Here is a 24387-nt window from a genome sequence, read left to right on the forward strand (position 1 = left end):
ATACGAACGGTACTACTGGTACGAACGGTACTACGTCTTCTGGAACAACAAATTCTACAGGCACAACACAAACCGATAACGGCTTCTAATAATGGGAAGCTCATTTAATGAAAAAGAAATCACAAATGTGATTTCTTTTTTTATTTTTATGTAATTATCAATGATTCATTCTTGCTCATTGTTAAGTCAAAATTTTCTCGTTAAAACATCTATTTTTTATTTCATATTATTTTTTTCTAAAATATTCCTGTATAATATGTGAAAAGGAATATTTTAGAAGGAGGAAATCGTGTGGAACACATTAAAACCTTTGCTTCACAAACCTTAGAAAGTAGGCTAGGTACATTAATTTTAGAAGGTCCTATGTCTTATGAAGCGCTAGAAGACATGTCGCTACACCCCGGATTAAAAGCATTTCGTCCCGCTGAGCAGCAATTTAAAGCATTACTTAATATCGCAAAAATGCCTGAAGGAAGAATCATTGTAGCACGTCTCGACAACTTAATTGTTGGCTATGTAACGATTTTATATCCTGATCCTTTAGAGCGTTGGTCCGAGGCTAAAATGCCTGATTTAATAGAGCTTGGAGCTATTGAAGTAATAGCAGAATGTCGTGGTTCAGGTGTTGGTAAAGCACTTGTACGTCTTAGCATGAGTGATGATTCTTTAGAAGATTTTATCGTAATTACGACCGAATACTATTGGCATTGGGATTTAAAAAGTACGGGGTTAAGTGTCTGGGATTATCGTAAAATGATGGAGAAAATGATGAACACTGGTGGCTTAATTGAATATACAACAGATGACCCTGAAATTACTGCACATCCCGCCAATTGCTTAATGGCACGTATCGGCAATCGTGTACCTCAAGAAAGCATTGAAGCATTTGACCGTATTCGTTTTTACAATCGTTATCGCACTTCATAAATAAGGAGGGTTTTTTATGCTTGTGGAAAACTTGATGATTCAAAAAGTATATACACTCAAACCTACTCAAACATTATTTGATGCAGAAGAATTAATGCGTAATCGTCGTATTCGGCATATTCCTATTGTCGATAATCTGAACCATTTAGTTGGACTTATTACTGAGCAAGATTTAAAACGTGCAATGCCGTCTTCTCTTTTAACAACTGAACGCAATTCTCTAAATAATCGATTGATTGAAGAATTCATGGTCACAGAAGTATTAGTTGGCCATCCATTAGATTTTGTTGAAGAAACAGCTTTATTATTTTTTGAAGAGCGCATTGGCTGTTTACCCATTGTTTCACATGGTGAACTTGTTGGAATTTTGACAGACACCGATATTTTATATAACTATATCGAGTTAACAGGAGCCCATAAGCCAAGCTCACAAATTGAATTACGTACAGCGGACCAAATTGGGGTTTTAAGCCAGATAACGACTATCTGTGCAAATCATCGCGCTAGCATTATTAGTTTACTTGTATACCCTGATGCAAATGATTCATCAAAAAAAATCATTTCAATTCGCGTAAAAAGCATTAGTCCTCAAGCCATTATTGAAGATATGCGCAAGGAAGGATTTGAATTATTATGGCCAAATTTACCGACCATGTAGCACATGAAAATGCAGTTTTCATCTATTCTCCATCCCAATTAACGTATAAATTTTCAGATGAGCACCCATTCAACCAAAAACGCCTAGAATTAACGATGGATTTACTTACACAAATTGGTGCACTAAACGCACAGCAAATTGTTCCTCCACGTACTACAACGGATGAAGAATTATTGCTTGCGTTAGATGCGGATTACATAGATATTGTCAAACGCGCGGGTCATGGATATGTAACAAATGCAGAAGGTGAACCTTATGGTATCGGTACAGAAGATACTCCTATTTTTCCAAATATGCATGAAGCAAGCGCTAGTATTGTGGCTGCTACGCTAACAGCTTGCGATTATGTTATGCAAGGAAAAGCACAACATGCGGTTAATTTAGGCGGCGGTCTTCACCACGGCTTCAAAAACAAAGCGTCTGGTTTTTGTATTTACAATGATAGCTCAATTGCAATCCGTTATATGCAAAAAAAATACGGTGCACGTGTGTTATATGTCGATACAGATGCACATCATGGGGATGGTGTACAATTTAGCTTTTACGATGATCCAGATACTTGCACATTTTCGATTCATGAAACAGGTCGCTATCTTTTTCCAGGGACTGGGTCAATTACTGAACGTGGTACTGGGGAAGCCTATGGGACCTCTTTTAATATTCCAATCGATGCTTTTACAGAAGATGACTCTTTTCTGTATTGTTATAAAGAAGCGATGGAGGAAATCGTTGCAGATTTCAGACCAGATATTATTTTGACCCAAAATGGTGCAGATGCACATCACTTTGATCCATTAACTCATTTATCTTGTACAATGAAAATTTATCAAGAAATTCCTAGCATAGCACATGATTTAGCACACAAATACTGTAATGGTCGATGGGTTGCTGTAGGTGGTGGAGGCTATGATATTTGGCGTGTCGTTCCTAGAGCTTGGTCTTATGTATGGACGGAGATGAGTGACTTTGAGCAGCCACATGGTCCATTACCAGAAAAATGGTTAACACGTTGGCAGGCTGAATCTCCAGTAACCTTAATTCCGACTTGGGATGATCCATCTCCACTGTTTGAAGCCATTCCAAGACGAGCTGAGATTACAGAAAAAAATGCACAAACACTTGAAAAAGCACTTTATACATTGCGTCATAAAATATAAAAAAGAGGAAGCGCTTAAACGCTTCCTCTTTTTTTATGCATTTTATTAGCGTGTGGAATTACGAGATTCCATACGATATGGCAACATAACTTGCTTATCTTCAATATCTTCTTTGTTCATAATTTTTGTTAGTAAACGCATTGATACTGCACCAATATCATATAAAGGTAATACAACACTTGAAAGTTGTGGGCGTACCATACGAGCTAATTTAGAATTTTCAAAGCTACATACTTCGATATCTATTGGCACTATTTTTTCATCATCCTGTGCCGCATGAATCACACCAATAGCTGGTTCGTCACTTCCTACAAAATAAGCGGTTGCAGGCTGTGCTAGTTTCGATACATGATTATACACTTTCATACCTTGATCGTATGTTAAAACATCGTCAAAAATCAGCGCCTCATCAATTGGAATTCCCGCTTCTTCTAAAGCTTTCACATAGCCTTGGTATTTATATTTCTTATTAATTGTCGCATTAAACGAACCTGAAATAAATGCAATACGCTCATTGCCATTTTCAATCAATTGTTTTACAGCCTCATAAGTAGCTTCTGTATAATCAATATTAACCGATGGTAAATGATTTGATTCATCAATTGAACCAGCTAATACGATTGGTACTGGCGAATGCCCCATTTTATCAGCTAATGGGTCCGTTACACGTTCTGTCATCATCACAATACCATCAACTTGCTTACCATACATATTATCAAGTAATGTTAATTCTTTCTCTTCATTTAAATCCGAATTCGATAAAATGATATTATAACGATACATTGTTGCAACATCTTCAATCCCACGCGCTAATTCAGCATAGAAAATATTTGAGATGTCTGGAATAATGACCCCAACAGTAGTTGTTTTCTTACTTGCTAATCCTCGCGCTACAGCATTTGGACGATATTCTAAGCGTTCAATGACTTCCAATACTTTTTTACGCGTAGATGGTTTGACGTTTGGATTGCCGTTGACAACTCGAGATACGGTTGCCATTGATACGTTTGCCTCACGTGCTACATCATAAATAGTTACGGTCACAATCATGACCCTCCTTTTAACTTATATACCTTAATAATAAACTATTATGAAAGCGGTTTTCAATAAAAGAAAAGTGACGATTCATCGAAATGAATCGCCACCCCATAAATAGTAGTCTATTATGCTTTTAATTCGTATTGTTTCATGAATACTTGTAATGAGTCATAGAACTTATCAAATGTTGGAATATCCATTTGTTGTTGTGAATCAGAAAGTGCTACTGCTGGATCTGGATGCACTTCTGCCATCACGCCATCTGCACCAATTGCGATTGCTGCTTTTGCACATGGTAACAATAAGTCACGACGACCTGTAGAGTGTACAACGTCTACAAATACAGGTAGATGTGTTTCTTGTTTAAGAATTGGAACAGCTGAAATATCAAGTGTATTACGCGTCGCTTTTTCATACGTACGAATACCACGTTCACAAAGAATGATTTGGTCATTACCTTTAGACATAATGTATTCAGCTGCATGAATGAATTCATCAATTGTTGCTGCAAGACCACGTTTTAATAATACTGGTTTATTTGTTTCACCAGCTGCTTTTAATAATTCGAAGTTTTGCATATTACGTGCACCAATTTGGATAACATCCACGTATTCTAAGGCTTCATCTAAATGAGATGGCGTTACAATTTCAGAGATGATACCTAAACCATGTTTTTGACCAACATCTTTTAAGATTTTTAAGCCTTCAAGACCTAAACCTTGGAAGTCGTATGGTGATGTACGCGGTTTGTAAGCACCGCCTCGCATTAATTTTAAGCCTTTTTCTGCTACAGCTGCTGCTACAGCTTCTGTTTGCTCATAAGACTCTACTGCACAAGGTCCAAATACAAATGATGGAAGACCTTCACCAATTGGTTCACCGTTAACTGTAACAATTGTATCTTCTGGCTTACTTTTACGTGATACCAATAATTTTTTCTTTTGATTGTTTTCTTGTAATTTTAAAGCTGTTTTGAAGATTTCTTTGAACAGGTGGTTCACTGTTCCTTGTGAAAGTGGGCCTTTGTTATTTTCTTTAATAAGATCTAACATGTGGCGTTCACGTAAAGGATCAAATCGGTTGACACCTTGCTTCTCTTTTACTTGACCAATTTCTTCTACTACCTCTGCACGTTCATTAATTAAACGTAAAATTTCAAGGTTTAGTTCGTCTACACGGTTGCGTAGGCTTTCTAAATTTTGATGACTCATAACCGTTTTTCCCCCTTCTTCCACATATCAGATACTTTCAGCAAACTGAAATGTGTGTTACATTTTTAGATATTATAGTCAGTATAATCAATTCATTTGAAAATGTCACGTATTTTTTCTTTAACGCTTCAACGCAAAAAAGCATTGTAGTTGAAAAATAAGAAATTTTCTGAATATTAGAGAGGATGTTTGCGTAAACGATGAAAAAAATTTTCGCATTAGACATCGGCACTCGTTCTGTTGTTGGTGTTATTTTAGAAAAAAGGGATGATTCTCATTACTCTATTGCCGATTTATTAATTGAAGAACATAAAGAACGCGCAATGGTCGATGGTCAAATACATAATGTATTGCATGTAGCTGAAGTTATTCAACATATTAAAGTAAAATTGGAAGAAAGTCATGGACCATTAACTCATGTTAATGTTGCCGCTGCCGGCCGTTCATTAAAAACCGAATCTGGTAGTGCATTATTAAACATAAAAAAACATGCAGCTTTAACGGAAGATGATATTCATCGCCTTGAACTTGCAGCCGTACAAAATGCGCAAGAACAGTTGATTTATCATCAAGACGGAAAGATAGCATCACATTATTATTGTGTAGGGTATTCGGTACTTCATTATTATATTGACGATCAAGAAATCGGCAGTCTCATTGATCAACAAGGTGAAGAAATCAAAATTGAAGTTATCGCTACATTTTTACCTCGCGTCGTTGTTGAATCACTAATTGCATCATTAAAACGAGCTGACTTGACAATTAATGGTTTAACACTTGAACCAATTGCAGCAATCAATGCCCTTATCCCCGCTACAATGCGTCGTCTTAATGTTGCCCTTGTTGATATTGGCGCAGGAACGTCTGATATCGCCATTACAGACGACAATACGGTTGTAGCCTATGGAATGGTGCCTACCGCTGGTGATGAAATTACAGAGGCATTATGCGATCATTATTTGCTCGATTTTCCTGTCGCTGAAAAAATCAAACGTGAGCTACTAACAAAGGATACTGTAAAAATCGCAGATATTTTAGGGTTTGAGCAAATCATTGCAAGCGCGGAAGCTATCGAACATATTAAACCAGCAATTGAAAACCTTGCAGGAAGCATCACAAATGAAATTTTGCACCTAAATAGCAATAGAGCACCTAAAGCGGTGTTATTAGTTGGGGGAGGCTCTCTTACACCACTTTTAGAAAAAGAACTCGCAGAACGCCTGGAGCTGCCCTTAAATCGTGTTGCTGTACGTGGCATCGATGCAATTCCTTTACTAAATACAGATAACACGACGCGTTCACCTGAACTTGTCACACCAATTGGCATTGCGATTGCAGCAGAACATTCACCAATTAAATATGTAACTGTAATGGTCAATGGACAAACGGTCCGACTATTTGAAGTGAAAGAGATGACTGTAGCAGATGCGCTATTAGCTGCAAATGTACAAGCTAAAAAATTATATGGTAAACCCGGTCTTGGCTTAGCTGTAACAGTTAATGGCCAACAAATTCTTATTCCTGGTGAACTAGGTAGTCCAACGACGATTTTAGTTAATGGTAAGATTGCTTCGATGAAGCATCCAATTCAAAATGGTGACATATTAGAACTTCGTGAAGGAGAAAACGGTGCAGTGGGCCATGCTTCACTAAATGAATTAATTGAGACTACTCCCCCGCTAACAATTACAGCATTTGATGAAATATACGAACTACAGTCAACGATTCGTGTAAATAACAATATAATGACAAACTTGCACTATAGCGTGCAAGATGGCGATGTGATTACGTGTACACCGCTACAAACGATTGAAGATGCACTAAATACGATTGATAAATCATCCGTTCTAGAACAGGTTCAGCCATTCAAACTTATCATAGATCATCAATCAATTGAATTTCCAGCGTTGTCTGATGAACTACTTTTAAATGGCATTCCTGCGAAAAAACAATATCCGATTCAAGATGGCGATGTGCTAACGCTCAAACCACATACGAATCCAACAGTCGATTTTATTTCACAACATGTCCATCTTACGCTATACAATACGATTCATGTACGCTTTCAAGGAGAAGAGCTAATGCTTTCTAAACCGATTATTGATGTGCTTGTAAATCGAGAGCCAGCCAATGCGCAGACCATTTTAACTTCTGGTGATAGTCTACAATTTATTACACTTGACCAAAGCGGTTGGCATTATAATGATATTTTCCGTTTTTCAGATTGGCAATTACCTATTGCCTTTAAAGGAACTTTCAACATTTTACGCAATGGTGAAGCTGTAAACTTCGATGCCCCTATTTTCGGTGGCGATACATTAGCAATTGAATTGATTCCTACCGTTTAATCATAATAAAAAGCAGGAATCCATTTGGGATTCCTGCTTTTTTAGTATCAAAATAATTATTCTTTTGGTGGCAATTGCTTTTCAGGATTTACAAATACGCTATCCTCAAATGCCTTTTCCTCATCTTCAACTTCCGTCACTGTACGATCTAAAATTTCCTCGATTGGCTCTTCGCCTTCTGAAGAAACCGTTCCATCATCAAGTGGCGGTGTTGCTTGAGATTTTAACGATTTCGCTTTATCTACAACTTTAGCTGATTGCTCTTGAACCTTTTGAGAAAGGTCTGTTGCTTTTTCTTTTACAGTTGTTGAGTAATTAGCACTTTTTTCTTTTAAGCTACTTGCTTGTGTAGATACATCTTGACGTAATTCTTTTCCGGCTTTTGGTGCTAACAGTAATGCGGCAGCAGCGCCAAGAATACCACCTACTAAGGCGCCAATAACAAAATCTTTCCCGTTCACACTACTAGAATCTTCATAAAGCTCTCCCGCATTTGCATACGGCTGTGGTAAGTACTGGTTTTTTACTTCGTTATAATTCGGCTTTTCTGCTGTCATGCTATGCATCCCCCTTAAAATTACTTACGTTTAAATAATGACTTTTTAGGTTTTGTTGCTGCTGGATATTCATCGACAACAACATTTGCTTGTTTATCTTCTTTTAATTTAGAGCGAATACCCATTAATGCGCTGCTCCATTGTACAACTTGACCAATTTGGTCGCTGTTTTTAGCTACATTATTTTCGATAGAAGAAGTGACCGCTTGAACTGTACTATTTAAACCTTGTACTGAATCACCAAAGCCTTTAACCGCACCAACTAAAGAATTTAATTGTTGCGATTTTCCTTGAACATCTTCCGCTAATGTATTCGTTTTTTCTAATAATAATGTTGTTTCTCTTGTGATACCTTGCATTTGACCTTCGATGCCTTCCATTGTTGTAGAAATGCTTTTCAACGTTGGATTAAGTGCTTTCAATGTCATTGCTAATGAAATACAAAGAATAAGCACGGCAATAGCGAAGATTGCTGCTGCGATGTATAAAATAATAATCACAAAAATCCCTCCTCTGTCTTAACATATTTTCCCACAAATAAATGTAGAATAAACCTGTACTCTTTACATTCTACAAACATTTTGGATTTCCTGCCACTAATATTAGTATTTCAGGAAAACGCTTTTTAAAAATCGTTTGCATTACACAGTTAAAAAAGCACTTGTTTAGATTATTGCCGAAAATAAAAAGGAGCAAACATTAAATAGTTGCTCCTTTCAAAATTATTTTTGTAATAGTTCTTCAAATGCTTTTTGATATTTATTAATATCGCCAGCACCCATGAATAAGAATACTGCTTTTTCATGTTTCGCGAGTTCTTCAATATTATCCATATGCAAGATATGATGTTCGTTCACTAAATCAGCAAGGTCATTAATTGTTAAATTCCCTGCTTTTTCACGTGCAGAACCAAAGATATCACATAGGTATACACAATCTGCAAGATTTAATGCATCTGCAAAATCTTTTAAGAATGCTTGTGTACGTGAAAATGTATGTGGTTGGAATACTGCAAGTAATTCACGATCAGGATATTTTTGACGTGCCGATTGAATTGTTGCTTTAATTTCTGTTGGGTGATGTGCATAGTCATCGACTAAAATTTGATCACCAATTTTTGTTTCTGTGAAGCGACGTTTTACACCTTCATATGTGTGTAAACGTGCTTGAACAGTGTCTGTTGGAATTCCTTCGTAATGACATAAAGAAATAACTGCTAATGTATTTAAGACATGGTGGTCACCAAACATTGGAATCGTAAATGTGCTATAAAATTCATTACGAACGAAAACATCAAATGTGGTGCCTTCTGTTGATTTTTGAACATTACGTGCTTCAAAATCATTATCTGCACCAAATCCATAATAGATAACTGGTACATTCGCTTGAATACGCTGAAGATTTTTATCATCGCCCCATGCAATGATAGCTTTTTTGACTTGCAGTGCCATCTGTTGGAATGCTGAGAATACGTCTTCAATATCTGAATAATAATCAGGATGATCAAAGTCAATATTTGTCATGACTGCGTAATCTGGGTGGTATGCAAGGAAGTGACGACGATATTCACATGCTTCCATAACAAAGTTTTGTGCATCTGCTGCACCGCCGCCAGTACCATCACCAATTAAATAAGATGTTGGTTGATCTCCAGCAAGTACATGTGCCATTAAACCTGTTGTAGAGGTTTTACCATGTGCACCTGTGATTGCTACAGACGTATATTTTTCTAAGTATTCACCTAAGAATTTATGATAACGTACAACTTCGACACCTATTTCCCGTGCACGCACAAGTTCAGGGTGTTCGTCAGGAAACGCATTTCCTGCGATAACAGTCATACCTTCTTTAATATTAGCTGCATCAAACGGTAAAATTGTAATACCACGTGCACGCAAAGGATCCTCTGTAAAGAAATGTTTGTCGATATCTGAACCTTGTACTTGTTCACCTGAGTCAAATAAAATTTGAGCTAGTGAACTCATGCCAGATCCTTTAATACCTGTAAAGTGATAAAATGTCATATTTGATTGAAACCTCCCGGAAAAGTTCCCTTCCCCTTCAATTAATAAACTGCTGGCCTATAGTTAGGTCGCTTCCTGCAAAAGTGCAAGCAAGCCCTCTCGTTTGAAAAAGTTGTCATGCATAGTTAGGCCTACATTCATTGCCCGATTCTTTGTCATTCAAAACATTAAATATTATAGCACGAATTAATGTTTTTAAGTACAAAACGTTTTTCAATATAAACTATTTTCATTTTTCATAAATATTAACCAAATAATTCGAATACATCGCTCTCTGTCAAGAAGACATCTCGCTTCTTATTACCTTTACGTGATTCCGAAATGTAATTCATTTGCTCAAGCGAATCAATCATACGTGCCGCTCGGTTATAACCGATATTAAAATGACTTTGAATAGATGATGTCGATGTTTGCCCTTGCTCCACAATATGACGACATACCGCTTCAAATAGTTCATCCTGTTTTTCTAAACGATCCGCCTTCTTCACTAATTCCTCTGGTTCAAAAAGGAAGCGTGGTTCTCCTAGAGAACGCACATAATCTGTTACATCTTCAATTTCTTCATCTGTTACGAACGTTCCTTGTAAACGAGTTGGATTGTTTGTACCGCTTGCTAAGTACAACATGTCACCACGTCCTAATAAACGTTCAGCGCCTTGCGAATCCAAAATAGTTCTCGAATCAATATTTGAAGCAACCGCAAAGGCAATTCGTGTTGGAATATTCGATTTGATTAACCCGGTAATTACATCCACAGATGGACGTTGTGTCGCCACAACTAAATGGATACCACAGGCGCGCGCTTTTTGCGTTAAGCGACAAATGGCATCTTCAACATCTTGTGGCGCTTGCATCATTAAATCGGCTAATTCATCAATAACGATGACAATATACGGCATTTTTTGTGCAAACGCTCGTTTATGTTCCATCATTTCATTATAGCGTGAGATATGGCGAACACGGTGTTCATGGAATAGCTCATAACGGCGTTCCATTTCTTCTACAGCCCAACTTAGCGCTGCAGTCGCTGCCTTCACATCCGTAATTACTGGACTCACTAAATGCGGTATATCTTCATAAACCGCTAGTTCTACCATTTTCGGATCGATTAACATCAATTTTACATCTTGTGGACTAGCTTTCAAGAGTAAACTAATAATAATGGAATTAATACATACAGATTTACCAGATCCGGTTGAACCTGCAATTAATCCATGTGGCATATCTGTTAAATCAAAAGTCACAGGTTGACCAGTTAAATCTAAACCTAATGCAACTTCGAGCGGCGCATTTGATTGTAAGAATTGCTCTGTCTCTGTAATTTCTGATAAGCGTACAGGACGCTTCACTTCATTAGGAATTTCAATCCCTACTAAACTTTTTCCTGGAATCGGTGCTTCGATACGAATATCATGTGCTGCTAATTCTAATTTTAAGTTATCTGCTAAATTTGTAATTTTTGTTAACTTTACACCATGACCAACTTTCAACTGAAATTGCGTAACAGTAGGACCCTGTGTTACATTTTCGATTTCTGCTTCAATTTGGAAATCTTTCAGTGCCTGCACTAATTTTTCGGCCTGCATATCCATCCAAACCTTATCTTCACGTTGTTCAACTGGTGGATTTAAAAAACTCATCGCATGCAATGTGTCTGGTTTCACATAAACTTCTGGTTTTTCTTCCATCACAAGTTGAACGGCTCCCATTGAAGGAGCTGTCCCCTTCACATTATTCAAATCTTCAATAATTGTTGAGACCGTTTCTTTCTCGTTTGTAAGTGGTTCTTGTACTGGCTGCTCTGTACAAAGTGTGTCTTCTATTTGCGTGACTGTGGAGGGATACACCTCATTAGTAGAAGTATCTACTTCTTTTTTATATGAATTAAGCGTAACAGTCGGGCGCAACGGAGAAGCTGGAATCAACTTTTCAAGTTCCTTTGCCTTTTCTCCTCGGCGCATTTTTTTCTTTTCAGAAGGTAATAATACAACGTTAAATGGACGAGCCTTTTCTACATGGTTTAAAAAGCTTTCTGGAACGGTTTCATCCGCTTCTTCTAACATAAGTGTTGCCTCTGTTTCTTCAATAACTGCTTCGACCTGTTCACTTGGTGCAATTTCTTCAATTGTTTCAGCTAATTCTTTAATAGCCTCAACCACAGGTAGCTCTTCTACTTCACGCTCTGTTACAGTAAGTTCTTCTTCGATTGCTTGTTCTAAAGATGGTATTTGACCACCTGTTACAGGTTGTTCAATGCCTTGCTCCATTAATTCCATTGCCTGTTCTAATGTTTGTTGAGGCGCCTCTAGAATTTCTTCAACGACTTCTTCAGGTTCAACAATAACTGGTGATTGTTGTTCTGTAATCGTAGTCTCCTTTTCTATCATTACTTCATCTACTTTTTTCGGTTCATTATACTCATTTTGTTGCTCTGAAATCGGTGTTGAAACAATCTTGATATTTTCTACATCTTTACTAATCGGCTCTGCAATATCCATAACTGTTTTTTCTTCTGCATGACGAAGTTCTACCTGATTCAAAATATCTTCAGAAGATTTTATTTCAACTGGCTTTTTATCGTTAATCGTACGTACCAATTCACGTTGCGCTTCAATATGCTCAACTGTCACAATTGGACGTTTTGGTGGCTCTTGGAAACCATAAATAGGTGACGGTACATCCATTGGCTCGAATTTTTTCTTCACAGGTTCTTCTTCGCTAAATGTTTGTTTCGGTGCTACATACAATTCACGTGGAGGTGTCTGTTCCTGTTGACGTACTTGTGGTTGTTGCTGCACAGGGTGCGGACGAGATTTTGGTTTTTGTTCTATATGAGCGACATGTTGTACTCTGGGCTTTCTCACTTCCGGCGCTACCCCTGTTTCTGTAAATGGGTTATATCGCTCTCTACTAATACGTTTCACAGTTCTTATTAATCCTTGTGGTTGTTGACCAAATGGTGAAAAATCTGCAGGTGGCTTTTGATAAACAGGCTCCTGAACTGGCATTGCTTGCTCTTGGAAAAATGGGCTTTGTGTTTCCGGCATATCATACACATCTGCATAGACATCCTTTAACGGTGGTTGTTGCTGTGATTTTTTTTCCTTCTGGAAATCTACAGCTGTTTCCGGCATATCATATGTTTGATAAGCTTGTTCTACTTGTGGCTCTTCATAATACTCATAGGGTTGCTCATCTATATAGTCACGACGATCCTCGTAATATTCTTGCTGTTCTTCACTATCATCTTTCTTAAAGAGTTTTTTAAAGAAACTCATGTCAATCACTCACTTCCAATTGAATTCCCTTCATTTTACCAATAATAAATACACAGGTGCAATGAACACCCTAATATTCAGCGTAAAATGGCTATTTTCACAATATGTATTTAGCCCCTAGGACTTATTTATTTTAATCTACTTTGTCAAAATTTAAAAAACCGTGCACAAGGCACGGTTTCATTACTTTATAAGTCCACTGCATCTTACGTTTTTATGCGTGGAAAGGTGCGCCCACTTCTGCATTATCATCTAAAACAAGAATACCACGTACTTGTGGAGCATTCGGAATGGCTAATTCACGTGCCGAACACATCATACCGTAAGATTCAACTCCACGTAATTTTGATTCAACAATAACTGTACCAGAAGGCATAACAGCACCAATTTTTGCGACAACAACTTTTTGACCTTGTGCAACGTTTGGTGCGCCACAAACAATTTGTAGTGGAGCTTCTTCATCAACTTGCACTTGGCAAATGTGTAATTTGTCTGCATCTGGATGGTCTGCGATTTCTAACACATGGCCCACAATAAATTTTGGTGTTAAATCAACATCTAAATCAAGTGTTGCACCACATTTTGTAAGTGCTGCTTTTAAAGTGTCAACAAATTCCTCTGATAACTCTACGTTGCCGCTCACACCATCTAAATTCATATATGCTGAAGCATTAAATAAGTTAAATGCTTTTACTTCTCCTGTAGCACCTTCTTTTACAAAAACAACATCTTCGTGACGTTCAAGTTCAACTTGTACGACTGGTTCTGTTGTTAATTGTACTAATAAAGTGTCGCCAACATGTGGCTTATTGTAAGATACGATCATTTTTTATCCTCTTCCTGTTTTCGATTCTTTGCCATAATGAAGATTGGCTCTAATTTTCCGTCCTCATAAATAAATGATAATGACGTAATTGGTACTGTTCCAATCGAGAAGAAATGCATCGTCATTTGCGCGAGCACATCATAACCCGTTGGATTTTGAATATCAGCAATAATTAAAACGTCTTGATGGGGTACTGCTACCGCCATCTCCCCTTTTATTTTACCACGCATTTCACGTAAAAAGGATTCATTTAATAAACGACTTGCATCATAACCATCATTTTCATTCAAAAAATAGAATGTATTTCCAGCTACTTCATCTTTTTTGACCTTTGTAGAAAGTTCACGAGCTTTAAAACGTGCTGCTTCTTTCATCTGTGCCTCATCTAAATGAAGTTTTTTGAGCATATCCGTATCAATTAAACGATAGGTACGACCTAAATCTAACGCATAATAAACAGTTGTTTCTGCTGTATGCTCCGATGTAATAAAATCAAAACCTTCTTTTGATTTTTTCGGAAATGAGCCAGAACGAATTACTGGATAAATCGCCGCGGTATTTTGAAAACCTTGTTGTTCCTGTGCCATCGCTTTAAATGTTTCATCGATTGTATAAACAATCTCATCAACAGCTTTATTTCCGCGCTCTTCATACTTTGCTAACGTGTCACCAAGCGTCATATCTAGGCCCTTGCCTAATACTTTATGCTCGATGCGTAATTTATTTGTTTTTTCATCTAACGACCAAGTGTACCTCTCTTCACCTAAGCGTTGTTTTAAAATTTGGATGAGTTCGTTTGCTTTCACGTCATCAGTCCTTTTCTATTGTTTCGTTAAAAATGCTTCAATTTCAGATTGCGTTTTGCGGTCTTTTGAGACAAAACGACCTGTCTCTGCACCATGGTCAAATGCTAAAAAGCTTGGAATACCGAAAATATCATTGTCTACACATAAATCAATATAGTCATCGCGGTCAACATAGACGAATTGAATTGTTGAAAATTTTGATTCTACTTCGGGCATAAATGGTTCGATAAAGCGACAGTCTGGACACCAATTTGCCGAAAAGACGAACACAACTTTTTCATTGTTTTTTAATTGTTCAAATTGCTCAATTGACTGTAATTTTTCCATTTCTCATTCTCCTTTAAATGCGTGCAGTTATTTACCTTTTCTAGTTTAATCGTAACATTAATCATTCGCAAAGAAAGTGCTTAGTTCTTTTCAAAATACAGATATTGACCAAGTAATAATGTTAGGATATGTTCAAACATCGCCTGGCGGTCGACATAGCCATTTGTAAATACACCGATGGCACCAGAATGTTCTCTTGTATTTACTTGCTGCGCATAGTCGTCCATAACAGGTCCTAGTTCGCGACCTTTTTGAATTTCTAGTGCAATTTCTTTTGGTAACGGGATTTGTGCGCCAGCAGCAGTGTACACTTGGCCTGTTTTCGTTGCTAGTGCTGCCCAGTTGCATAAATACATTACGCCATCTAACATCTTGACGCCACCCTCTAAGCCAAAACCAAATTGCGCATCTGTTACCGTTAGTGTTGCTTTTGCACGATTCATAGCACCTTGACGTGTTTCTTCATCAGACATTGGTTGCTCGGAAACATCCGAATTTACACTTACCGCTTCAAATACGATTGCTTTCTTTATGTACATTTTCACAACTTTTTGTACTGCCTGTGTTTTTGCACGATTTTTCGTTCCAATTGCAATTTTCACTGTCATTCCTCCACATAAAAATACCGACTTTATCCTAGAACAAAGTCGGAATGTATTTAAACGTTTATTTACCTAAAATTGTTTTTAATGTTGATGCATCTGCTGCGCGTACTAAGGCAACAATTAACTCTTTTGCTGCATCAATATCATCTGTATTAATAATCGATGCATGTGAGTGAATGTAACGTGAGCAAATCCCGATAACGGAACTTGGAACACCATCATTTGAAATGTGTACATTCCCTGCATCCGTACCACCTGGTGATACAAAGTATTGATATGGAATATTATTAGATTCAGCTGTATCTAAAATGAATTCACGCATTCCTTTATGTGTTACCATTGTGCGGTCAAAAATGCGTAATAATGGTCCTTTACCTAGCTGACCAAATTGCGTTTTATCTCCTGTTGCATCATTTGCCGGACTCGCATCTAATGCAAAGAATAAATCTGGTTTAATCATATTTGCCGAAACTTTCGCACCGCGAAGTCCTACTTCTTCCATCACGTTTGCTCCAGTGTATAATGTATTCGGTAATTTTTCACCGTGTACTTCTTTCATTAATTCTAATGCTAAGCCACAACCATAACGATTATCCCAAGCTTTTGCCATGACTTTTTTTGGGTTCGCCATCACTTGGAATTTGCTATCTGGAATAATGGATTGTCCTGGAATAATTCCCATCGACAAGGCATCTTCACGATCATCTGCACCAATATCAATTAACATATTTTTAATTTCCATCGGTTTATTACGTTGTTCTGCTGATAATAAATGGGGTGGAACAGAGGCGATAACGCCTGGAATTGGTCCATTATTTGTGTAGACAAGCACACGTTGTGCAAGCATCACCTGGTTTGACCAGCCACCTAATGTTTGAAAACGAATCATGCCGTTCTCTGTAATTTGTGTCACCATAAAGGCTACTTCATCCATATGCCCTGCGACTAAAATTTTAGGCGCACCCTCTTCACCATGTTTTACCCCAAAAATACCGCCTAGATTATCTTGAACAATTTCATCTGAATATTGTTCAAGATATGTACGCATGTAAGCACGTACCGCATGTTCATTTCCTGGAGCCCCCGGTAATTCAGTTAATGTTTTAAACATCTCTAATGTTTGTTGATTCAACGGAAATTCCTCCCCTTTATATGTGAAATTCGCTATCATACATTTCTATTGTAGCTTTCTATGACTTGAATTGCTACATTACTATTTCGTTTCTCGTGATAATTCCAAACTTTTCTAAAAATGAATTATAATTCACCACTCTCCCTGTTTTCTATTTACACTTCTTTTCATTCGTGTGATACACTATACATATAGTTAAATTAAGGGGGAAAACCAATGAAATTACGTGACTTTTTAATCGGCGTTGCAACTGGTGTTGCCGCTGCATACGTGCTTAAAGAAGCTTCTACACGTGTAAATCCAAATCGCAATCCTAACTCTGTTCTTGAAGATATTAAAAATCAATTCAAGCAAGAAGGTCCAATTGACGGTTCTTGGATTTACATGCAACCAGAAACGTTCAAAAAAGAAAACATTTCAATCCCTGTTTACAAAGGCGGCATCTCTCGCGTAGAAGATGGCGAACAAGTAAACTTCGAATTCGCTGCTGATGCAAAAAGCGGTGCAATCGTTGACCTAGTACGCGTTTAATCGCTACATAAAAAGGAATCGTGCTGTTCGCACGATTCCTTTTTTTATTTACTAAATTCCATAGTCACTATGTGTTACCGGCACTTCTTCTAACACTTCTTTCCCTGTCGTATCCCATTTGATGACACGATGGAAGTTATCATGATAGAACGATACATAGTAACCACGTTCTAAAATTTCTTTTGTTAAGCGTTCTTTTGCAAAAACAGATGTCATTGGATAATCATCATACGCCATTACCCATAATGGATTTTGGTGAGCAGTCGTTGCTAAAATATCACCCATATGAATTAACGTATCACCTTGTTGTTCAAAGCGAATCACAGCATGTCCATCACTATGACCACCTGTATGCTCCATTGTAATGCCTGGTACTACTTCAAATGAATCCTTAAATGTCTTCACCTGGTTTTGAATCGGCTCCCAATTTTCGCGCCAATAGGTTGCTTTCGAACGAATATTAGGACTACAAAGCTCATTCCATTCTACATCTGACACATAAATGGTGGCATTTTCAAATACAGGGACAAGCACGTCACCCTCATAGCGCGTTAAACCACTTGCATGGTCAAAATGCATATGTGTCATCAAAATAACATCAATATCAGCCGTCGTCAATCCAAGCATATGTAAACTTTCTTCAATATGCGATTCACGTGTTACACCATAATTACGCTTTTGCTTATCATTTAATTTTCCACTACCGATACCAGAATCAACTAAATAGTTCGTATCCCCATACTGTACTAAAATTGGATGTGTTGGTAACGGAATTTGATTATGATCATTTACTTCATATTTCCTTGTCCATAATGGTTTAGGAACAACCCCAAACATTGCTCCCCCATCAAGCCATGTCATTCCTCCATCAAGCCATATAAAGCTCATATCGTGAAATTGAAATTTATCCATATCTATGTCCCCCTTTGTCAAAAATACAGTTTAATCGTAACATATTCGTTCATAAAATAGAATATATTTACATTTTTTAAAACAAAAAACTACCTAATATATCTTTTTTTCATCAACAAAAAAAGCAGATGATGCGACATTTTGCACACCACCTGCTTTTTGTGAAGAACTCGCTTATTTTTCTGTCATAAATTGTGCTTCTAAACGATAAATCGGTTGGCCTTTTGAAGAGAATTTTTCTTCATATTCAGTCATGATATTATCTTCAACATCATCATTGTGTAAATCTAATGACACTAATTTTAGTTTCATACCATAATCTGTTAAGCTCATTAATGAGAATTCAAATAAGCCACGGTTATCTGTTTTGAAGTGAATTTCACCGTTATCAACTAATACTTTTTCATATAAACTTAAGAAGTTTGCATGTGTTAAACGACGTTTTGCATGGCGTGTTTTTGGCCATGGATCAGAAAAGTTTAAATAAACTTGGCTCACGTCACCTTTTGCAAAATATTCTTCTAACTTAGAACCATTCACATTTAATAAGCGTAAATTTTCAGGTTGTCCAGCTTCTACTGCTTTTTTTGCAGCGATTACAATGACACTATCAAATAATTCAATTCCGATATAATTAATGTTTGGATTTGCTTTCGCCATTCCAGTAATAAATTGCCCTTTACCCGTACCTACTTCAATGTGTAATGGATTATCATTACCGAATAATTCATTCCAACGACCCTTATAATCTTCTGGATTTGACACGACTAAATCTGGATGTTCATTTAAATAGTCTTCTGCCCAAGGTTTGTTACGTAATCTCAACGTTCTTTCCTCATTTCTATAAGTTGCATTTCAACAATTCATTATTCAAGAAATTCAGCAATTAGTCAAGCGGGTTACGTGCCAAACGAAATGATTTGGGCTGTATTTTGATTGTAATGACTTCTTTTGAAAGGCCAACATCTTCACCATCGGCATGGCCTTGTATAGGTCCGCTATAGTGAATAGTAAATGCTTCTGCACTTATTTGTGACACATGTTTTTTAAAATTTACATGCTTTCCTTTAAAAATAGTCGCGAACAAAAATAATAATTTTAGTCGCGATAAATTTTCAACGATTGTTAATTCAAAGCGACCATCATCCGTTCGTGAATAAGGTGAAATTTTCATTCCTCCACCAATAAATGGTTGATTACTTATTGTCGTAATCCACACATTTTTATAAATCTTACGTTTCGTTTCGTACTCTACTACGACATCAAATGGTTTGAATGTCATAACTTCTTTAATTAGAATAATGATATAGGTTAGTCGCCCTAAGTTCATGCGATTTAACCAATTTTTTAGAGGTGTTTTATTTACTTCATAAACAATTTTCGCATCCACTCCATAGCCAATATTATTCATAAATATATACTGACTATCCGTAAACAATACACCTGTATCTTCTTCAGTAATAACAGGATTGCTAAAAAACGCCTCAATTTCTGCAGCTGTTTTAAACGCGCTGAATCCACGACCAAAATCATTCCCAGAACCCCCATTCATCACACCAATTATAATATTTGAATGATGAACAGCACCTTGAATTGCCTCATGAATAGTGCCATCGCCACCAATGACGATACAAAGCTGGTCTCCTTCATTCTGTGAAATTTTATCAATGAGCGCTGTCGCATGACATGGTCCTGTTGTTTGATGCAATTCATATGGACTTTTTAGTGTTGCAATAACACTGGCTACAACTTGCTTCGCACGACCATTTCCTGCTCGTTCATTAACAATAATATGAAGCATCATAAATCAAACTTTTCGACATCATCTTTCGTTTTGTACCAATCTGCACGGTTAAATGATGTCGTTTGTGAATGTTCTAAAAGTGCCTCTGCCGCTTTAAATTGTAAATGTTTCATTGGAGATGCATTGCGTTTTAATTCCTCAAACCATGCGTCATAATGACGACGGTCGACAATTTTAATATCATAAATCGACCCAGGATAATCGATGTAGCCATTACGTGATAATAAAATACGATGAATATCAAGAGATACATCTGCCTCTTCAAAAATTTGGTGTACAACCTTTTCCATGCGTTTAAGACCGATTAATGGATTTAATACACGTTTATCTTGTTCACCGATTTTCTTTGTCCAAAAACGCTCCTTACTGTCTCCTGTAAAAGCTGCAACATCCTCTTCCTCAACTAATTGAATCACATAACATTCCGTTGGTGCTAAAACAATAACACCTATTTCAATCGGCGCTTTCTTTAATTGTAAAATTGGATCATACAACACAAAATATGTATCAGGTAATTTTTGTACGAGCGTGCGAAGCCATGTATCTCGCTGGTATTTTGGATCAAGGTGTGATTTTTCACGCAATGTTGAGCTTGCCCATTTTAATTGAAAATGAAAGAGTTGATCTAAGTACATTCGTTTTAATTCCTCTTCATTTTGTGGATTGTACAATAAAGTCGGATTAAAATTAAGTGTGCTCACTTCATCAGGAATCAAATTGTCTGCCCTATCATCAATTTCTAATGCGCTAGAACCTTGCTCCCATGGATTATCCCAAGATTCTTTTTCTTTACGTTTAAATAAACGTTTGAATAAATTTGGCTTCTTATTCTGTTCGTCAATCATTATTTCTTCTAATTCTAGAGCTGCATGATTGTTTGCGCGCCATTCCTCATTCATTCGTTTCCACTGTACATGCTTTAACCGTACATATTGCGTTGGGTAACGTTTGAGGTCAATTTGATAACGTGATACATAATCTTGTAGCTTAATTAATTGTGCCATCTCTATCACTCCATTCTTTCGAACAAAAAGAAGCGATATTTTTATACAGAATATCGCTTCTTGCTATGTGTATACATTGTAGTATATCGGAATTAATTGTTAAATTGTAATGCTTTCTTGCACTTTAGCTTCGAAAGCTTGTTGAAGTTTTCGCGTTGTTTCTCCTGGTTCCCCGTCGCCAATAATCGTATCGTTAATTTGGATAATCGGTGAAACCTCTGCTCCTGTAGATGTAAAGAACACTTCATCCATTGTAAGTAATTCTTCTACTGTCATAGCCTCTTCAACAATTTCAATACCTTGTTCTTTTGCACAGCGGAATACAACATCTCGTGTAATGCCTTTTAAAATCAAATTATTTGCTGGATGTGTATAAACTATTCCATTTTTTACACCATAGACATTCGAAGAAGAACCCTCTGTTACGATGTCTTCACGATGTAAAATGGCTTCAGCACAATCAGCCTCGTGTGCAGCTTGTTTTGCTAATACAGCCCCCAATAAATTTAAACTCTTAATATCACAACGTAACCAGCGAATATCATCATATAATACTGTTTTTACCCCTTGTTCAAACTGTTCAACTGGACGATCACTTACTTGTGTATAAGCTGTAAATGTCGCACTCGCTTCATCTGGGAAATAATGCTGACGTTCAGCAACGCCACGTGTTACCTGCATATAAACATGTCCTGTATTTAATTGATCTGCTTCTACTAAATCGTAGACCATTTTATGCAGCACATCTTTTGTATAAGGAATGATAATGCGTAACTCATCTGCTGAACGGTAGAAACGATTAATATGCGCTTCCATTTCAAATAAATTACCTTTATACACTTTAATTACTTCATAAACGCCATCACCAAATTGATAACCTCGGTCCTCAGCGTCAATTTTCGCTTCATTACGGTTCATTAATTGATCATTTACCCAAATATGTGTCATTACGCCACACTCCCTTTACGTTCAATAATTGCTCGTTTATTATTACAAAAAAATAGTAGAATAGCAAAAATAAGCTTGTATTGAAAAAATTTAATACGCGTCCCCTGTTATGCTTTAACCGTTGCTAATTCAACGATTGCATCTGCATAAATTGCTGCTGCCTTAACTAAATTTTCGATAATAACATATTCGTCATGTTGGTGTGCAATATCAGGCTCCCCAGGAAATAGCATGCCGAATGCGACGCCATTTGGCAATTCACGTGCATAGGTGCCGCCGCCAATAGCTAGCAGTTCCGCTTTTTCTCCTGTATTTCGTTCATAGACAGCTGATAATTTTTGAATTAATTCTTCTTCTGGGGCCACATAATGTGGCTCTGAGTTGTCATCGATAATTAATTCAAAACCCGTTCCTTCAAGCGCTTGTTTTCCCTGTTCAATTGATTTTTCAAAATCATACGATACAGAGTAGCGCATAGATACGCGCACTTCACCAATACGACCCGCTTCATATTCCACAACACCTGCATTTAGCGTTGTATCGCCTGACATTTCATCATTGTATGCAAGACCAAGCGCATGACCTCTTGTTTCTGTCCCAAAACCTTTAACAATAAAGTCAACAAATTGTTTCGATACAGGTGTTTCCAAATGATTGACTAAAAATGTTGCTAGTTTAATTGCGGCATTCACACCATTGTTTGGCTCCATTGCATGTGCGGATACACCTTTTATTGTTAACGTAAATGTATTTGAGTTATCGTTCGTGATTTCGCCTATCACATTTTCATTTACTAAATACGCTTCAAATTGTTCTTTGATTTGTGATGAAACATTTTTAACAATTGCTGTTGCAAAATCAGGCACCATATTAATACGATGTCCTGCATGGAAAGAACGCAATTGTTCATCATTATCCGTCACATTCATTTGACGATATGTTGTTTCCGCAATGCCTTTTTCCGCATTAATAATTGGAAAATCTGCGTCAGGAGCAAATCCTAATGTTGGAATTTCTTCATTAGCCATATAGTGATTGACACAACGGAAACCAGTTTCTTCATCTGAACCAACAATTAAACGTACACGACGTGATAATGTAATTCCTGCATCTTGAACCATTTTCATTGCTAGCCACGCTGCCATTGTTGGTCCCTTGTCATCAATTGCACCGCGACCAAAAAGCTTGCCATCCTCAATCTCTGCACCAAATGGCTCATGTACCCAATCACTTCCTGCAGGTACAACATCGACATGACAAAGTATGCCAACCATTTCTTCGCCCTGCCCCATTTCAATATAGCCAACTTTATTCGCCATATTTACTACGTTCATCTTCTGAATTTTTCCTTGTTCAAGCATCCAATTTAATGCTTTTAGTGGTCCTTCACCAAACGGTACTTGCTCTGTTGCTGTCGATTCATCTAAAACACTATTAATACGTACTAATGCTTGTAAATCTTTAATCATTTCCTGCTGACGTTCTTGCGCTTTTTCTAACCAATTCATGAATCAAAACCTCCTAAGCTAATCTAACCTCAGTGTACACCTTACATCATATTATTGGATAGCGATTTCAAAAATACGAACAATATAAACATTAAAATTGTAAAAAGTTCGTTTATTAACCGTAAATTTTTGGTACTATCGTATTTTTTTAAGTTAAATGTATGGAAGAAAATTTGTTTTTCAGCTATAATGGTGGTGTCAGAAACAATCTGACCAACAAAACCGAAAAGGGGATGTCTAAGGCAGCCAATTTAGCCTATGAAACTTCGTATCGTCCGCTAGTCTTGAGAAAAAAGATGAAGGAGTGGTTCACCTTATGAAACCAACAACTGATCGGATGCTTACTCGCATTAAAGATGTGTATATGTATATCCATGAAAATGGCACTGTTACTACGCAAGATTTAGTCGATGAATTTGGCATCACTCCTCGCACCATTCAGAGAGATTTGAATGTGTTAGCCTATAACGACTTGGTAGAAAGTCCAAGCAGAGGTAAATGGACAACGACGCGTAAAAAAGTGAAGATGACATCTTAGAAAGGTTCAACGATTTAGCTCACGGCTTTCGTTGAATGAGAAGTGTTAGCTCTAAGAATATAAAACATGCTGATGGCCACCTTCTCACACTCATATTCAGTGACGTAATAAAAATAATGACCATGCTGCGTCGCTTGGTCATTATTTTTGCCAACAGAATTTAATTGCTTTTACATAGGAGAGAAGAATGCGGGGCATTCTTCTCTTTTTCTATTTACAATAAAAAACAGAAATCGCAAAGATGCGAT

23 protein-coding genes are annotated in these 24387 nt (G+C 37.1%); 6 read left to right on the forward strand and 17 right to left on the reverse strand.

Going from position 1 to position 24387, the window contains the following annotated elements:
* Positions 1–291 precede the first annotated feature (291 nt).
* The 3 genes from KTHG_RS08105 to KTHG_RS08115 are packed head-to-tail and all read left to right on the forward strand — an operon-like array spanning position 292 to position 2742.
* Complete coding sequence (locus KTHG_RS08105) at positions 292–927, forward strand: GNAT family N-acetyltransferase (protein ID WP_139992655.1); 636 nt, start codon at positions 292–294, stop codon at positions 925–927.
* A 16-nt stretch (positions 928–943) separates the two neighbouring features.
* Positions 944–1585: a CBS and ACT domain-containing protein gene (locus KTHG_RS08110; RefSeq protein WP_126989050.1), complete on the forward strand. Its 642-nt coding sequence runs from the start codon at positions 944–946 to the stop codon at positions 1583–1585.
* The gene (locus KTHG_RS08115) at positions 1561–2742 is read left to right on the forward strand and encodes an acetoin utilization protein AcuC (protein WP_139992657.1); all 1182 of its coding nucleotides are present in this window, start codon (positions 1561–1563) and stop codon (positions 2740–2742) included. The genes KTHG_RS08110 and KTHG_RS08115 overlap by 25 nt, the downstream gene beginning before the upstream one ends.
* Positions 2743–2787: 45 nt before the next feature.
* Here the strand turns inward: KTHG_RS08115 and ccpA are convergent, their stop codons facing one another.
* Entirely contained in the window at positions 2788–3786 is a 999-nt protein-coding gene (ccpA, locus tag KTHG_RS08120; protein ID WP_126988987.1) for a catabolite control protein A, read from the reverse strand.
* A 119-nt stretch (positions 3787–3905) separates the two neighbouring features.
* On the reverse strand, positions 3906–4991 hold the full coding sequence (locus KTHG_RS08125) for a bifunctional 3-deoxy-7-phosphoheptulonate synthase/chorismate mutase (protein WP_139992659.1): 1086 nt from the start codon (positions 4989–4991) through the stop codon (positions 3906–3908).
* 200 nt (positions 4992–5191) lie between these two features.
* On the opposite strand from KTHG_RS08125, the gene KTHG_RS08130 reads away from it, so the two are divergent.
* Entirely contained in the window at positions 5192–7339 is a 2148-nt protein-coding gene (locus tag KTHG_RS08130) for a cell division protein FtsA (protein ID WP_139992661.1), read from the forward strand.
* A gap of 56 nt (positions 7340–7395) precedes the next feature.
* On the opposite strand, the gene KTHG_RS08135 is transcribed toward KTHG_RS08130, so the two are convergent.
* The 9 genes from KTHG_RS08135 to KTHG_RS08175 form a co-directional block, all read right to left on the reverse strand.
* Positions 7396–7896 (reverse strand): YtxH domain-containing protein, encoded by a 501-nt coding sequence (locus tag KTHG_RS08135; RefSeq protein ID WP_126988990.1) that lies wholly within the window; start codon positions 7894–7896, stop codon positions 7396–7398.
* A gap of 20 nt (positions 7897–7916) precedes the next feature.
* Complete coding sequence (locus KTHG_RS08140; RefSeq protein ID WP_126988991.1) at positions 7917–8396, reverse strand: DUF948 domain-containing protein; 480 nt, start codon at positions 8394–8396, stop codon at positions 7917–7919.
* 222 nt (positions 8397–8618) lie between these two features.
* Positions 8619–9920, reverse strand: a complete 1302-nt coding sequence (gene murC / locus KTHG_RS08145) for a UDP-N-acetylmuramate--L-alanine ligase (protein ID WP_126988992.1) — start codon at positions 9918–9920, stop codon at positions 8619–8621.
* A 245-nt stretch (positions 9921–10165) separates the two neighbouring features.
* Positions 10166–13198: a DNA translocase FtsK gene (locus KTHG_RS08150; protein ID WP_255512410.1), complete on the reverse strand. Its 3033-nt coding sequence runs from the start codon at positions 13196–13198 to the stop codon at positions 10166–10168.
* Between the two features lie 214 nt (positions 13199–13412).
* Complete coding sequence (gene ytpR / locus KTHG_RS08155) at positions 13413–14024, reverse strand: YtpR family tRNA-binding protein (protein ID WP_126988993.1); 612 nt, start codon at positions 14022–14024, stop codon at positions 13413–13415.
* Positions 14021–14830, reverse strand: a complete 810-nt coding sequence (locus KTHG_RS08160; RefSeq protein ID WP_139992663.1) for a DUF1444 family protein — start codon at positions 14828–14830, stop codon at positions 14021–14023. Before KTHG_RS08160 ends, ytpR begins: the two co-directional genes overlap by 4 nt.
* A gap of 15 nt (positions 14831–14845) precedes the next feature.
* The gene (locus KTHG_RS08165; protein ID WP_126988995.1) at positions 14846–15157 is read right to left on the reverse strand and encodes a thioredoxin family protein; all 312 of its coding nucleotides are present in this window, start codon (positions 15155–15157) and stop codon (positions 14846–14848) included.
* 80 nt (positions 15158–15237) lie between these two features.
* Complete coding sequence (locus KTHG_RS08170) at positions 15238–15759, reverse strand: DUF84 family protein (protein WP_126988996.1); 522 nt, start codon at positions 15757–15759, stop codon at positions 15238–15240.
* Between the two features lie 64 nt (positions 15760–15823).
* Positions 15824–16894: a M42 family metallopeptidase gene (locus tag KTHG_RS08175; RefSeq protein ID WP_139992665.1), complete on the reverse strand. Its 1071-nt coding sequence runs from the start codon at positions 16892–16894 to the stop codon at positions 15824–15826.
* Positions 16895–17110: 216 nt separating this feature from the next.
* Here KTHG_RS08175 and KTHG_RS08180 point away from each other — a divergent pair, with 216 nt between their 5' ends.
* Positions 17111–17425 carry a hypothetical protein gene (locus tag KTHG_RS08180; protein WP_126988998.1) on the forward strand — a complete coding sequence of 105 codons (315 nt, stop codon included), beginning with the start codon at positions 17111–17113 and terminating at the stop codon, positions 17423–17425.
* A 51-nt stretch (positions 17426–17476) separates the two neighbouring features.
* Here the strand turns inward: KTHG_RS08180 and KTHG_RS08185 are convergent, their stop codons facing one another.
* The 6 genes from KTHG_RS08185 to pepV all read right to left on the reverse strand — a co-directional run bounded on the left by KTHG_RS08185 (position 17477) and on the right by pepV (position 23601).
* The gene (locus KTHG_RS08185; RefSeq protein WP_139992667.1) at positions 17477–18337 is read right to left on the reverse strand and encodes a YtnP family quorum-quenching lactonase; all 861 of its coding nucleotides are present in this window, start codon (positions 18335–18337) and stop codon (positions 17477–17479) included.
* A 174-nt stretch (positions 18338–18511) separates the two neighbouring features.
* Entirely contained in the window at positions 18512–19162 is a 651-nt protein-coding gene (gene trmB, locus KTHG_RS08190) for a tRNA (guanosine(46)-N7)-methyltransferase TrmB (RefSeq protein ID WP_139992668.1), read from the reverse strand.
* Positions 19163–19223: 61 nt separating this feature from the next.
* Positions 19224–20141, reverse strand: a complete 918-nt coding sequence (locus tag KTHG_RS08195; RefSeq protein ID WP_139992670.1) for a diacylglycerol/lipid kinase family protein — start codon at positions 20139–20141, stop codon at positions 19224–19226.
* A complete protein-coding gene (locus KTHG_RS08200) occupies positions 20138–21145 on the reverse strand; it encodes a nuclease-related domain-containing protein (protein ID WP_139992672.1) in 1008 nt (335 codons plus the stop codon). The genes KTHG_RS08195 and KTHG_RS08200 overlap by 4 nt, the downstream gene beginning before the upstream one ends.
* Before the next feature lie 99 nt (positions 21146–21244).
* The gene (gene dat / locus KTHG_RS08205; protein WP_126989003.1) at positions 21245–22093 is read right to left on the reverse strand and encodes a D-amino-acid transaminase; all 849 of its coding nucleotides are present in this window, start codon (positions 22091–22093) and stop codon (positions 21245–21247) included.
* 107 nt (positions 22094–22200) lie between these two features.
* Entirely contained in the window at positions 22201–23601 is a 1401-nt protein-coding gene (pepV, locus tag KTHG_RS08210) for a dipeptidase PepV (protein WP_139992674.1), read from the reverse strand.
* A gap of 316 nt (positions 23602–23917) precedes the next feature.
* Here pepV and KTHG_RS08215 point away from each other — a divergent pair, with 316 nt between their 5' ends.
* The gene (locus tag KTHG_RS08215; protein WP_010303855.1) at positions 23918–24139 is read left to right on the forward strand and encodes a DeoR family transcriptional regulator; all 222 of its coding nucleotides are present in this window, start codon (positions 23918–23920) and stop codon (positions 24137–24139) included.
* Positions 24140–24387 lie beyond the last annotated feature (248 nt).

Source organism: Kurthia sp. Dielmo (assembly GCF_000307285.2).
Classification (GTDB): Bacteria; Bacillota; Bacilli; order Bacillales_A; family Planococcaceae; genus Kurthia; species Kurthia populi.